Below are 13,249 nucleotides of genomic sequence, written 5' to 3' on the forward strand. Positions count from 1 at the left end.
ATAGCAGGGTTATAACTTCAATGGGGTTTCTTTAAACTTAAATTTTATGATTCCGTTCCCGAAAAGCCCGTCTTGATAGACCAGTTGCAATTGCTCGTTCTCAGGAATATTTCCAAAATGCAGTAGCAATCTTTTAAAGGGCGCTAGTTTAAAATTTCGCTCAAATGTGACCCCGGAACAATTGATCGAGTCTCCTGACCGGGTAACGGCCATGAAATCCTTTTCTATGGAAAAGGCCATATACTTTACCGCGGATTCATAATCCAAATTGGAATACTGGGATTTAAAAAGATCATCCTTTGATTCATGACGAAATTCCATTTCTATTACCCGTTGGGTTTTATGGGCCTGATACATGGAATCGATTCTGTAAGGATCCTCCGGGCCTTCATTTTTAACCATGTAATATTGAATAGGAACCAAAGTGGCCGTATAGGAGATATTGGAAAAACTCTGGGAAATGGACATGGATTTCCATCCGGCACGTTCCAAATTGAAGAATTTGTACGATTCATAGGTTTTGCCCAAGTCTGTATCTGTCTTACAACCATTGGAAATAAGCACTACTAGAATAATCAGAAGTATAGTCGGGGAACTCTTCATCAAAGTGTTTTTAACTTTATTTAGTATGTTAAAAACTATTCTTGGTATAGAATCGATTCCATCTTTTTCAACCGTTTATGGAGTTCCCGGTTCGTCTTTCCCTGCAATTCCAAAGTCTGGTTTAGCTCAATAACGTAGAGGGTGAGTTCTTCAATTTTCTCAAGAAGTTTCATTTCCATATTTCCCAGTTCCACGCCGTGCCTTTCCATATCTTCCGCCGAAGGTATATTGGGCAGGTGTCCATTTTCCCTAATGAAATTCTCGACTTCGCGTAGGGTGTTCAGTCTATATTCTTTATGAAAGACGTAGTCCGGTGCGGGAACGGAGAGATCTACTTTCACTTCTTCGGCATGTATTCTTCCTTTAATGGTAAGCGGAGCATCCGGAGTACTGGTCCCAACACCGACATTCCCAGAATTAAAGTGGATATCATTGCCGTTTACGATCCATGCGGTGGGTTGTGAAGTTGGCTCGACTCCGTTTTCAAATAACCTAATATTGCGATAGAAGCTTTGTTGCGTATCGGGATCGTTATCCTTATTCGCCACGAAAACCAAGTAGGTAAAATCACCGGTAAAAAAATCCCCGACTGGAATCCGAAAGGAAACCCAATCCGTACCCGTATAATTTTGAAAATCAGATAACCCCCAATTCTGGCTACCTGCTACTTGAAACATACGGGTCCGGTCAAAATTCCCTATAGCATTGTCATTGTCAAACAAAATACCGTGTATTTCGCCTAGTCCAACGATTCTAACATCAAATTCCAGAATGGTATTCTCGGTCACGCTGTAGTTTAGCTCCGTCTTTTTCCAGGCGTCCCCGTCGATCTTGATCGTGTTGCCATTATCCTGAATCTCAAAAGACCCGGCATCCTGTGCATGGGAAATAACCGTTACCGGTGTTCCATTGATCAACAAATCATCTTGTCCGAATGAAATGCCGGTGACAAGAAAAAATAATACAAGTAGTGTTCTCATAATTAGGTGTTCAGGTTATTTAGTTTATAGGTTTTCAAAGTATCGGTTGCACATCATTTTTTATGCTTTTTTTAGGTGTTTCCAAAAGGTCGTGTTCTTTTTTCGTTGTAAAATATAGTGGGCGGGTTCTTCCATTTTTTCAAGCAACCCTGCAACTTATTGAGATTATATTCCGAATTTTTTGGAATTACATCCAAGTCGACCGGAAAGTTGGTATTATTTAAAATTCTGGAAACTTCCCCTAAATTGGGGATGCTGTTCCGGGTATTTTCAATACAATAGGAGATTGTACGGAAAAGTACGTGTGAAGTCTGTATTTTTGGCATAGTCGGGGGAACTAAAAATTAAAAAATTAAGAGTATTACAATTATATGATGCGTATAAAAATTTGATTAAATTGTTATCATTGTTTTGTACGTCCTACTGCTCTCCTTCATAGCGGCTATTGGAATAGTTCAATACCTGATCCGTGATATCTTTTTCTTTTTGGGCATACATCACATTACCGTTACCCTGAGTACCCAATACTATTTTATAGTCATTTGCCGTGCTATATTCGTCTACATAGGTGTTTAAGCGGTTCCATACGGTCTGACTTATCTCATTGGAAAAGCGTTTGTTCATAGCATTCAATACTTGATCTTCGTTTCTCAATTGTGTGCCTAATGCTTCTAGTTTATCCGTTTGGTCGTTATCCCGGAAAATATCATAGATTATATATAGACTATCCAATTTTTTTTTCTGTTTCTTTATTTTATCGCCATTGATTTTGTTCAGGTCCTTTGTCATATTAAAACCGTTGAACAGTCTTATATTATCTATATATACTATTTCTCTTTTTTCGTGGGAAAACTTGACCCATATAAAGGCCACTAGAGCAAGAAGGATTACCGTATTGCAAATAGTAATACTAAAAATAAATCTATAGTTCACTACTATGGGGAGTTGGGGAAACATTCAAATATATCGGATATTTTTCTTTTATAAAAGAAAAATATCGATTATTTACTAATAGTTCAATTCTTCTTAAAATGTCGTTCTTCTTTTCCGTTCAAGATGATCATTACATCGTTGGCAATTTTCTTTATCCTAAGGCCGTTTACTTCCGTGTTTGTATTTACACGATACAATTTCCCGTCTATCCGTACCAACCCCAACCGGCTCTTGTTATTACTGGATTTTACAAATCCCAAATACTCTATTTTGGGCCATAGAACAGGTTTTGAAATCGTTCTGGGCCTTTTTTTCAGCTTTTTTTTTACAGGCGTTTTTGTTTTGGTAACTGTTTTTCCCAGAAAGGGATCCCGTTCGGGAAAACTTAGGGCTACCGTATCTTTTTTTCTAATTTTTGCAACTTGAAGTTTTGTGGGAACTTCCGCAATGAATGGAATTTCGGTCTTTGTAAAATATGGAGCGATAAACCTGTATAGTACAATACCCCAGATGCAGGAAACTGCAATAATCAATAGCGTGTTTAGTTTCTTTTTGTCCATCTAATTCACAATGAAGGAGCCTGTTGCACTATTTTCCCCAGTATTACCTGCGGCATCGGTGCCCCTAACTCTCCAGTAATAGGTGTCCGCAGAGGAAAAGGTACTTGAAAATTCCCCGTTGCCATTGGTGTCGGTCAACGAAATGGTACTAAAATTCTCATCTGATGAGATTTCTATGGTTCCCGTAATTGCGGATTGCACTTCTCCAGTGTCCATAAAACTCCAGGTAAAGCTCACTTCATCGGTAGTGGCGAACATTTGATCTGTGGTTGGCGTACTTAAGGTAGGGACCGGAGGGTCTTGGGTGTCCAGGAAAAAGGTTCTACGAAAAAAACGGGTCATACTACTACTATTCATGGCTTTTACCTGCCAAATGTATTCAGCATCCGCGGTGACTATCCCTTCTCCTATAGTGATGGAAGATTCGACCAGATTTGCATCTTTAAATACCGATGTTTCGCCCGATTCGTTTGCTTGAAGTATTTCAAATTCATAGGTGTCCGCGGTGCTGATGAGTTGCCACGAAAAGTTCATCGCCGCATTGTTCACATACCTATTATCTTCAGGGGACTCCAAAGTGATTATCTGATTGGTAAGATCCAAGGAAGCTACCACGGAAAAGGCCGATTCAAAGGTATAGGGTGTAAAGTAGGCAAAGTTTTCTCCGCGAACCCGCCACCTATACGTTCCCGGTTCTATTTGATAGTTGAACAATGTTCTATTGATCAAGGAATCCAGTATAATAAACTGGCCATTACCGGTCATAACCTGCAGGCGATAGTCATCGGCACCATCCAAAGCTCTCCACCGTAGTTGTACAACATTTCCCTCAATTGCTGCTCCATCCATCGGGGCAATAATGGAAATAATGTCGTCAGAAATGTCTTCTTCCAAAATATCGTCGCACTGAAAGCAAAATAAGGCAAGGACAAGGTAAAGCCCTTTATTTGATTTTTTCATAATTCTGAAATATTAGCTGTTCGAACAATTTTTTTCTTCCGCTCCTGGGTTCTTTTTCCACAAAGAACTTTAGGCTCACTACGCGGGAATAATCGAATTCCTTTTCGTATTGGTACGTGGCTTCCAATAAATCCTTGTATCCTCCAGAAAGGATCAACTGATTGGTATAGATGTTAAAATAATCGTTATTGGCTATGTGGATTTCCTCCAATTTTACCAGATCTGATTCATTTTCAATCCGATTGAACGTATTCAGGATTTCTTGTTGTACCACATCGGCGTTTGCCGCCTCTTTTCCGATGACCTGATCCAAATAGGCCACTTCGTTCTTTAAAGCGGCAATTTTTTGTCGGGAGTTGCTTACCTCGGCCAGTTTTAATCGGGAAGACTGCAGGTTGTCATAGGCGTCAATAGTCAATGAGAAGGATCTCTTGTAGCCGGTAATCGCCAAAACGATCAATAACACGATCAACACGAGAAACTTTTTCTTATACGTGATGTTTTCAAACATTGAACTTCAGTTTTAATCGTATTTCGAAACTACTGCTCGCACCCTCTTTCCGAAAATCTACAATCTCCAGGTTCTCGATCCAGTGATATTTTTTAATGGCCTTGATCCAGTCGGCAAAGGCATTATTGGAAGAGGTAACCCCCTTAATTTCTACCCGATCGTTGATGAAATTGATTCGTTGGCCGGGTTTAATTTTGGACTTAGGGGCAAAAATATCCAGTTCGTTCAGGTATATTTCTGGGGGGATATCTTTGGTGATTTCCGATAGATAAAAACTTAAGAAGTTACTATCGTTCAAACCCGATTCGTTTAACATTGCTTCTTTATTGTCCCTATCGTTTTCGAGCAATACCAATTTTTTGTAGGCAATGTTTTTTTCCTCAAGTTCCACTTGGAGGTTGATATAAGCTTGTTGGTAGTGGCCCAATAGTAGGTAACTAGCCAAAAGGACCAGCAGAAAACTGGGCAGAGCCACAACACCGAGGCCATTGAATGCTTTTCTAAACCTGAATTCCTCTGTATTGCCCTTAAGAAATCCCTTCTCAAATTCGATGTCCGAATGGGGAAAAAGATGGTTTAAAAGCGTGGCAAACGGAACAGTGTCCTTTGACCGAATTTTATCCCCATCAATTTCATAAAAGGTCTGATCATCGGTATTCCCATGTTTGGTAAAGCCACATATCCTATCATTTTGAAAATCGAGTATAAAATACCGGGTGCGCAAGGAATTCACAATAGGCAACAAAGGCTTCATTACGGAAACAACCAGGGGTCCTATACTGATATCCACAATAAAAACCCCTAGTTTCCTAAACGTTTCGATTTTATCATCGATTACCGATTTGCGCACTACGGAGACATAGATATGCATTGAATGACGCAGTTCATACCAATAAAAATCGTTATCACTGGCATTAAACAATAATTTGGAACGGTAATTCTCGGTATTCTCTACTTTTTTGGAAATAATTCCTTGTCCCGTAAAGGATAACAAAGTTGGCCTATTCCTAGGGACGTTTTCCAAAAGCTCATCAAAACTGGTATAGGTTTTCGTAGAATCAATGGATAAAGCGTTGCCCTTTCGCAATACTTCCATGACATTATATTGTGATCTATCTTCCTGGAGAAAGACTTCGATGCAAAGAAATCGGTTACCAGTGATTATCCTATGTAATATCTTTTCAACCATCAATACACTAAGGTTGGCTTAATGAATACATGTAGTTTTGATTTTTCCCTTGCTCTTCGTTTACTACTAAAAAACCATTTGATTACAGGGATTCTTGATAAGAACGGAGTTCCGGTTCCCGAGTTTTCTTTTTCCAGTTCATCCAGCCCCCCTAACAAGATCATTTCATTATTCTTGACCCGAATTAGGGACTCGAACTTTTGGGTAGATTTTCCGGGAGGAGCGTTTTCGCCGGCCCTCCCCAGAAAGGCACTTTTTTCCACGACAATGTTCAAGGTAATATGTTCGTCCTTGGAAACATAGGGTAGAATATCTACACTAAGGTTGGCCTCTGTAGGCTTCCATTGACCGGATTGCAGGATGTTATCGTTGATACCCGAATTGATCAATCGATTGGTCTGTTCAAAATAATAGTTGGTCTCTCCGATGGATACGTTGGCTTTATGACCGCTCAGCGTCGCAATCTTAGGAGTGGATTTAAGTTGAATGATCGAGTTGTTTTCCAGTGCACTAAGGTTGGCATAAAAGTTTTCAGCTACCTTCCCTATATTAATGATACCCAAACCGTTAAAGGCATCGATGAGCTTGTTAAGCGATGTAGAATTTACCGTTGCATCCACCGTTGGGAACAATACACCTTCGGTCTGCACAGTACTTCCCTCTTCATTCAAGATGCCTTGTATGCCCGTCTGAATATCATATCCTTTTTGATACTGTACGATGAGCACCTCTATTTGTACCAAGGGTACTACCTTATCCAATTGTCGAATTACCTGTTTCAGTTCCTCTAAAATAGGTTTTGACCCGGATACTAAAATTCCGTTGAGCTCTACAAACTCCTGCATCTCCACGTCTTGCACGTATGCTTTGGGCAGGGTATTCAAAACGGTTTCAATAGTCCGGTTCTCCAACTGTATCAGTTCCGTTTCCCTAAGCCCCTCTGTCGTTTGGAGCCCTATGAGGTACAGGTCCTTTAGTTTTTTGGAGGTATATCTTGATCCTTTAAAAACATGGTCCAATAGACTATCAAAATCGATACTGTCCGAATAAAAGGTGGTTATTACCTCGTCGGGTTTGTCATACAGAAAGTAATTAATGTTCAACAAATCCGAAGCCTTGGAGATAATTGTGGTAACATCTATTTCATAGGCCCTTATGGTTAAAAAGCCTTGCTCGTTCAAATCTATCTGTAGTTCACCGGCAGAAAAATTGGTGGCTTGGCCATTTCTGGTGGACCCTCTACGACTTGATGGGATTCTCTGCCCTGGATTGGCTGCAGCATTCACTTCCAAATCCTTGGATAAAAAATAAAAGCCATTATCATCTATGGAAGCAACCAATTGATTGGAGCGGGCAATCATCTCAATTACTTGGTCAAATGGTCTATTGATGATATAGGCCGATACTTTCATGGCTTTCACTTCCGGTGCCAAAACGATATTCTTATTGGAAAGTTCGGTAATCCGTTCCGCGACCAAAGGCAGGGAATCATTCTTTAGCTTTACCGATAAAAAATCATTGGCTTGATTGAAGGATATATCGATTGGCTTTTTTGGTTTTTCCTTGGGAACCTCTTTTGTCACTTCCCGCTTTTTGAACGTTATGATTTCATTCATGTATCCAACATCGAGATGGTGTTTTTTAGAGAGGAAAATATAAACGTCCTTTACCTTTACATCGAAGAAATTGCTCACGACCATTTCCGAAAGGCCTGGATCGGCACTTACGTTCAACCGATGTTCCTCTGCCAGGGAAGTGATAATTTCGAAAAGGGTCAGTCCCGAGACATCCAATTCCGTTAGTTCTTCTAGTCCCGGTCTTTCTTTGGCTATTTCATCGAATAACTCTTCCAATGTTTGGGTCTGGTCCTGGGGGAACGCTAAGCCCACAAACAACATACAGATTATGCCTATCTTTTTTTTCATTATTGGGCTTCAATTATAATGGAGTACACTTCCTCTATTGAGGTCGTTCCGTTTTCTACCAATTGCAGGGCCTTATCGGGCAGTCTTGAAATATTATTTTTGGATACGAAAGACTCCAGGGAAGAGGTGTTTTTCTTGATTTCCTGTGAAAGTGCCAAATCTACTGGGATTACCTCGTAAATGGCGGTGCGACCACTATATCCGGTATAGTAACACTTTTCGCAGCCCTTGGGGCTCCAATGTCTTGAAAGGTGTTTGAAAGCGTCGTTATCATATTCCTCCTCTATCGTTTCATGGGATATCTTGCAGGTGTTGCAAAGTTTGCGTACCAGACGCTGGGCCACGGATATCTTTAAGGTTTCTGCAATTAAAAATGAAGGAACCCCCATATCCACAAGCCTTGAGATGGTTCCCAAGGCAGAATTGGTATGGATAGTGGACAGTACCAAATGCCCTGTTAAACTGGCCCTTATTGCCATTTCTGCGGTAGTGCCGTCCCTAATTTCCCCAAGCATTATGATATCCGGATCTTGTCTTAGAAAAGTCCTAAGGGCACTGGTAAACGTTAAACCGATATCCTCCCGAAGTTGAACCTGATTGATACCCTTTAAGGTGTATTCGATGGGATCCTCAACGGTCACAATATTCGTTTTGATATCGTTCAATAGTTTTAGACTGGAATATAAGGTGGTTGTTTTACCGGAACCTGTGGGCCCACTGATCAAAATGATTCCCTTGGACGCTTTAAGTGCTTGTAGATATAATTTTTTCTCCATAGCGGTCATTCCAAGCTTATCGATACTCAGGTGGTCCGTGTCCCTTCCCAGAATACGCATTACGATTTTTTCGCCATGTAGTATGGGAAGAATGGATACTCGTATATCAAAATCATCATAGTTGATCCTACCGTCCTGCGGCAATCTTTTTTCCGTGATATCAAGATTTGATTTGATTTTTACCTTATTGACCAGTTCCAGGTAATTCTCCTTCTCTATCTTGTATTTTTCAATAAGCTTTCCGTCTATTCTGTATCGTATGCGGGCATCAGATTTAAAGACTTCAAAATGAATATCACTACTTCCTATGGCTTTTGCTTCAAAAATGAGGTCCTGTAAAAAGTCTTGGGAGGAAACCTTAAAATTTTGATCGGCTTCTGTATCGGCAGAGGAATCCCTTGCCCTTCTGTAGTATTGTGACAAGGCCTTGGTAATGGTTTCCGATGGTGTAGGATGGAGTTTTACCTTTTTACCGAGAATCAATTCCAATTCATCGGATAACGTATCGAATAACTTTGACCGGTCTACAAAAAAATCAATTGCGGATTCATCCATTTCTTTAGGGATAATCCCATAATTATGGGCAAGATCTGAATTGATCACTTGCTGTTCTTCAACGGTCAATGCTATTTCTGATGTCATCAGTGGGTTTGTCAAACAAGGTTGGTTTCAAAAAAATCGAGATCGGTGATATGGGCAATACACTTCAACAATACCATATATAAGGCCAGAAGCCCCGCCAAAGGCACCAGATTTGTTTTGGTAATTGCCCTGATTATGAAGAATGCGAACATTGAAAAGAGCATTCCCGTAATGAAAAACAGGATATAATTGGAAGTGGAAAAAAAGGGTATGACCGCAAAAAATAGAAGAAAATCCCCTTCTCCAATGGATATGAAGGGATTTACAAGTTTTTTTGCTTTGAACGAGAGGTATACATAGAGCCCCGAGCAGGTCAGTACCAGGAACAAAAAGGTATGCCATAGAATCCATACGGGATAGTTTTTTATGAAAAAGAGAACCATCCCTAATAGAGCTATCACCAATGGTAAGGCCACATGTATGGCCCTGTACCTCATGTCTTGAAAAAAAACAAGAAGTAACAGGACAAAAAGAACCATTTCTAGAAAAACCTCCATCCATTTAGTCTTTTACGGTTTCCCTCAATGACTTTTTGTTGTCAATTTCCCAGGTATTAAAACTGCCATCGTCATCGAAATCGGATAACGAGGTAGCCGTTGCCCTGAACGAATTTGTAGAGGCCTCAATAATCTCAATTTTGTAGACTGCTTGCCCTCCTTCGTTTATGGTAGGTGCGGGCTCGAAACCTATTTCCTCAAAATCGTCCGAATATCGAGAGTAGCGGTAAAAATGATTTTTTTGTAATCCATAAAGATGGTTGAGCATGCTTTGGGCCTCAATGGATTTGGCCTGTGAAATAACAGAGGTCTGACTCGGCAGTACCATCAGCAATAAAATTCCGATGATACATAATACAATCAAGATTTCTGTCATGGAATAAGCTTTGGCAAAATACCTGCCTTTCTTATTTATAGGTCGAAAATTTCTCATCTTTTGACTCATGATGATTTTTTTTGGTTTAATAACTATACTATTTCCTATGAGGTTTATCCTCCGTTGATAATTTTACTTAAATCGAACATGGGGGCGTACATAGCCACCATGATTACCCCAACGATTAGACCGATAAAAATGATGATTATGGGTTCCAATACCACTCCGATCATTTTGGTCCTATGCTCTACTTCCTCGTCATATTCGTTGGCCAACCTTGAAAACATGGTATCCAACTCGTTAATATTTTCGGCCACCTCTATCATAGAGATTAATTTGTACCCATAAATGGGATGTTTGGACATGGCCTGTGAAAAGGAAGACCCTTTGACAATGTCTTTTCTAATAGGCTCTATAGAGCTTTCGATTGGATAAAAACCTATGATTTTTTTTACCATATCCAGGGAATCGGTGAGCGGGGTTTTAGAGGTGAGCAATAAATCCAAAAATTGGCAGAATCTGGCCAGGAAAATTAGTTTTGCCAATTTCCCGAAGTAGGGTATTCTTAAAAGAATCTTGGATTTGTAGGAGCGAAACGTTTTATTTTTTCCATAAACTTTAAAAATGGCGACAAACAGCAAGACCATTCCAATGAACACCAAAAAGATGGTAGGGAATTTTTCGGATAGGGCGATGATATATTCAGTTAATTTGGGTAATTCGGCATCAAACTGATTAAAAACCGATTTAAACATGGGTACTACATAGGTAAGCATAAAATAGAGGACGCCCACCGTTAGTGTCAGTATAAAAACGGGATATGTAATGGCCGAAATAATTTGCTTACGAAGCTTTAATTGCCTATTAAAATATTTATGCAGTTCGATCAGGACCAAAGGAAGCTTTTTGGTCTCTTCGCCAATTTTTATACTGAAACATTCATAAGCGGAAAAATGTCCTGTATCCCGCAATGCTTCATGGAAACTTCGCCCGTTGATAATTTGGGCCTTGATTTCTAGAATCAATACTTTAATGGTTTTCTTTCTTTGCTGATTGGACAAAATATCTAATGCACTGCTAAAGTCCACCCCAGCATTAAGCAAGGTATAGAAGTCTTTGTACAATGCTTCCCGTTGCTTGGCCCCAATTTTTTTGGACCAACTAAATTCCTTGTTGAGAACGTCAAAGGAAAAAGTATTTGAAGGTTTTTCTACCTCTGCCTTGGCATTTATTTTGCTGATATCAATTCCCATAATCCGTCTTATATTCTAGTATGCTTGGATACCCTTTGGCGAACGTTAACTCTAGAGGCGTTTCAAAAAGTATAGTGGTGAGCCGCACTTTTTCTATTAATTTTTCTTGGGTCTCGCGATATGGTTTGGAAGAAACATCCAATTTTTTGATTTTTAGGCTGTCCCGATTACCATTCTGTATTCGATATAGATAGCCCTTTTCAACTTTATAAAAGATTTTGGTGTTATCATACATTATGGCTTCAAAAGACTTGGTGGAGCCGATGATTTTATCGGTCTGGAAAAAATCGGTTTTTAAGCGCAGGTAAAAACTGTTTAGTGCGTTTTCTTCCGCAACATCCATTCGATAGAAAGAAATCTGTTTGGAAAATGAGGAATAGACAAAATATACCATACCGATGATAATCGACATGATCACGATGTTCATCAATACCTCCAAGATGGTGAATGCGTTAAGGTTGGTTTTCATCCTCTTTTAATATTAAATAGTGATAAGTAATAGTGTCCGATTGCCCTTGTATGGCATAGCTTACCCTTTTTAAGGCCTCCCGGCTATTGTGGGCGGTTACGGATTTTCGTATGGTATAGGTTTGAAAATCATGGATTTCCGAATAAAAACTGGGGTCTAATTTCATTTCCGAAACCAATTGGTCTACTTGGAATTTAAGTCGATGATCATTTGTGGTCGGTCGGCCCTCTAAAACAGTGATATACAGCTGTAGTGCAACCAACAGGCAAGTGGTAATTATGGCAATGGCTATGACCGATTCAATCAATGAACTAGCCTTTAGGTACCCTTTCTTATAGCGTCTTAATGATTCCATAGGTATTTTTTTCCTGTTGTTTGAAAAGTGGTAGATGTATAAATCCCTTAGGCACATTTAGGGCATCGATCGAAACATTGAGCAAGACATCGTCATACGTGCCGCTTTTGGTTTCCAGTTGGAGTTTATGGGCATAAACGGTTCCCAATACATGGCCTTCCAACTGCAATTTACCATTACAGTAAAGTGTTCCCATGACCAACGCATTTTCGTGGACAATCATTTTATTTTTTTCCTTTTCATCGAATGTAGCGGCATGTATTGCAATTCCTCCGTAGACCCTGCTATCCTCTGACAAGGTGATTTTTTTTTCAGATAAGACATCGCCCGATGTTACGACTAGACTGGATGGATATGCCAATAGCACCTCCTCTTCTACAAAAATTTCGTTTGCCGCAAAGAACTGGGCACGACCCTCAAAACCGTTTCCTATAATTATTTTAGGAGCTTGAACGATAACATCTTCTATCTTCGTTGAACTACTTATGTACAGTGTATCGACAGATTTAATGACTATGTTTCCTTTGAACGACAAGCTGTTCAGTTGTTCGCCTTTTTCAAGTTCGATGATTAAAGGTCTTTTGCCAAAACCATTATAAACGAGGTGCCTTTTGTCAATTTTGGAAAGGCCTGTTCTTGTACCTGTCTTATCCATGCCTTCGGGAATTGGCATTGAGATTTCCGGGAGCAATTGGGAAGACCTCGCGATACTCCCTTTAAGAATGGGTTTGTTCAATTGGTTGTTCCCGAGGATATTTACGATTTTGTATCCCGTTGCCGGGATTTTCATATTTCCTTTAATAATAGTGGAGCCAGATACCTTTAGCGGTTTGTCCCAGTCGCATACCACAAGTGCCTGCATATCCTTGTCTCCCCGGGGTCCAACAAATGCGCTTTTTTGAATGGTATCTTTCTTGAAGAAAGCCTTTACCGTTAATTTGGTGTAGGAGCCCCATCTTTTTTTGGAAAATTCACAAATGAGGCCATTATCAAATAGATCTTGTTTTTCGGACTTAAAATCGACAAAGTTTTCGGAATCCGAAAGGTAGAAGTCAATACAGGACTCACAGAGATCGATAAGGTCGGATTGAACCGCCTGTCGTGCAGAAATCTCCAGATTACAATTAAAAATGAAGATGAGCGCAGCGCTCAAGACAGAAATTAGCAAGCACACGTATACCGCATATAATAAAGACCCAGCCTGTACCATTATCTATGAA

15 protein-coding genes are annotated in these 13,249 nt (G+C 39.9%); all 15 read right to left on the minus strand.

Going from position 1 to position 13,249, the window contains the following annotated elements; translation table 11 throughout:
- Positions 1 to 9: 9 nt before the first annotated feature.
- The gene (locus ACP2AF_RS13190) at positions 10 to 603 is read right to left on the minus strand and encodes a hypothetical protein (protein ID WP_425236615.1); all 594 of its coding nucleotides are present in this window, start codon (positions 601 to 603) and stop codon (positions 10 to 12) included.
- Between the two features lie 35 nt (positions 604 to 638).
- Positions 639 to 1,583, minus strand: a complete 945-nt coding sequence (locus tag ACP2AF_RS13195) for a hypothetical protein (protein ID WP_425236616.1) — start codon at positions 1,581 to 1,583, stop codon at positions 639 to 641.
- Positions 1,584 to 2,003: 420 nt separating this feature from the next.
- Entirely contained in the window at positions 2,004 to 2,540 is a 537-nt protein-coding gene (locus ACP2AF_RS13200) for an OmpH family outer membrane protein (protein ID WP_425236617.1), read from the minus strand.
- Between the two features lie 59 nt (positions 2,541 to 2,599).
- The gene (locus tag ACP2AF_RS13205; protein WP_425236618.1) at positions 2,600 to 3,076 is read right to left on the minus strand and encodes a hypothetical protein; all 477 of its coding nucleotides are present in this window, start codon (positions 3,074 to 3,076) and stop codon (positions 2,600 to 2,602) included.
- On the minus strand, positions 3,077 to 4,036 hold the full coding sequence (locus ACP2AF_RS13210; RefSeq protein ID WP_425236619.1) for a hypothetical protein: 960 nt from the start codon (positions 4,034 to 4,036) through the stop codon (positions 3,077 to 3,079). It abuts the gene before it with no gap.
- Positions 4,020 to 4,547 carry a hypothetical protein gene (locus ACP2AF_RS13215; RefSeq protein ID WP_425236620.1) on the minus strand — a complete coding sequence of 176 codons (528 nt, stop codon included), beginning with the start codon at positions 4,545 to 4,547 and terminating at the stop codon, positions 4,020 to 4,022. The genes ACP2AF_RS13210 and ACP2AF_RS13215 overlap by 17 nt, the downstream gene beginning before the upstream one ends.
- Positions 4,540 to 5,643, minus strand: a complete 1,104-nt coding sequence (locus ACP2AF_RS13220; RefSeq protein ID WP_425236621.1) for a PilN domain-containing protein — start codon at positions 5,641 to 5,643, stop codon at positions 4,540 to 4,542. The genes ACP2AF_RS13215 and ACP2AF_RS13220 overlap by 8 nt, the downstream gene beginning before the upstream one ends.
- A gap of 92 nt (positions 5,644 to 5,735) precedes the next feature.
- Positions 5,736 to 7,661 carry a type II secretion system protein GspD gene (locus ACP2AF_RS13225; protein ID WP_425236622.1) on the minus strand — a complete coding sequence of 642 codons (1,926 nt, stop codon included), beginning with the start codon at positions 7,659 to 7,661 and terminating at the stop codon, positions 5,736 to 5,738.
- The gene (locus ACP2AF_RS13230) at positions 7,661 to 9,079 is read right to left on the minus strand and encodes a GspE/PulE family protein (RefSeq protein ID WP_425236623.1); all 1,419 of its coding nucleotides are present in this window, start codon (positions 9,077 to 9,079) and stop codon (positions 7,661 to 7,663) included. Before ACP2AF_RS13230 ends, ACP2AF_RS13225 begins: the two co-directional genes overlap by 1 nt.
- A gap of 11 nt (positions 9,080 to 9,090) precedes the next feature.
- Entirely contained in the window at positions 9,091 to 9,576 is a 486-nt protein-coding gene (locus ACP2AF_RS13235) for a hypothetical protein (RefSeq protein ID WP_425236624.1), read from the minus strand.
- Between the two features lie 4 nt (positions 9,577 to 9,580).
- Complete coding sequence (locus ACP2AF_RS13240; RefSeq protein ID WP_425236625.1) at positions 9,581 to 10,021, minus strand: type IV pilin protein; 441 nt, start codon at positions 10,019 to 10,021, stop codon at positions 9,581 to 9,583.
- Positions 10,022 to 10,065: 44 nt separating this feature from the next.
- Positions 10,066 to 11,205: a type II secretion system F family protein gene (locus tag ACP2AF_RS13245; protein WP_425236626.1), complete on the minus strand. Its 1,140-nt coding sequence runs from the start codon at positions 11,203 to 11,205 to the stop codon at positions 10,066 to 10,068.
- Entirely contained in the window at positions 11,195 to 11,674 is a 480-nt protein-coding gene (locus ACP2AF_RS13250) for a PulJ/GspJ family protein (RefSeq protein WP_425236627.1), read from the minus strand. Before ACP2AF_RS13250 ends, ACP2AF_RS13245 begins: the two co-directional genes overlap by 11 nt.
- Positions 11,658 to 12,029, minus strand: coding sequence for a hypothetical protein (locus ACP2AF_RS13255; protein WP_425236628.1), 372 nt, complete (start codon positions 12,027 to 12,029; stop codon positions 11,658 to 11,660). The genes ACP2AF_RS13250 and ACP2AF_RS13255 overlap by 17 nt, the downstream gene beginning before the upstream one ends.
- Positions 12,007 to 13,182: a hypothetical protein gene (locus tag ACP2AF_RS13260; protein ID WP_425236629.1), complete on the minus strand. Its 1,176-nt coding sequence runs from the start codon at positions 13,180 to 13,182 to the stop codon at positions 12,007 to 12,009. Before ACP2AF_RS13260 ends, ACP2AF_RS13255 begins: the two co-directional genes overlap by 23 nt.
- Between the last annotated feature and the right edge of the window lie 67 nt (positions 13,183 to 13,249).

The organism is Ulvibacterium sp. (assembly GCF_965248315.1).
Taxonomy (GTDB): domain Bacteria; phylum Bacteroidota; class Bacteroidia; order Flavobacteriales; family Flavobacteriaceae; genus Ulvibacterium.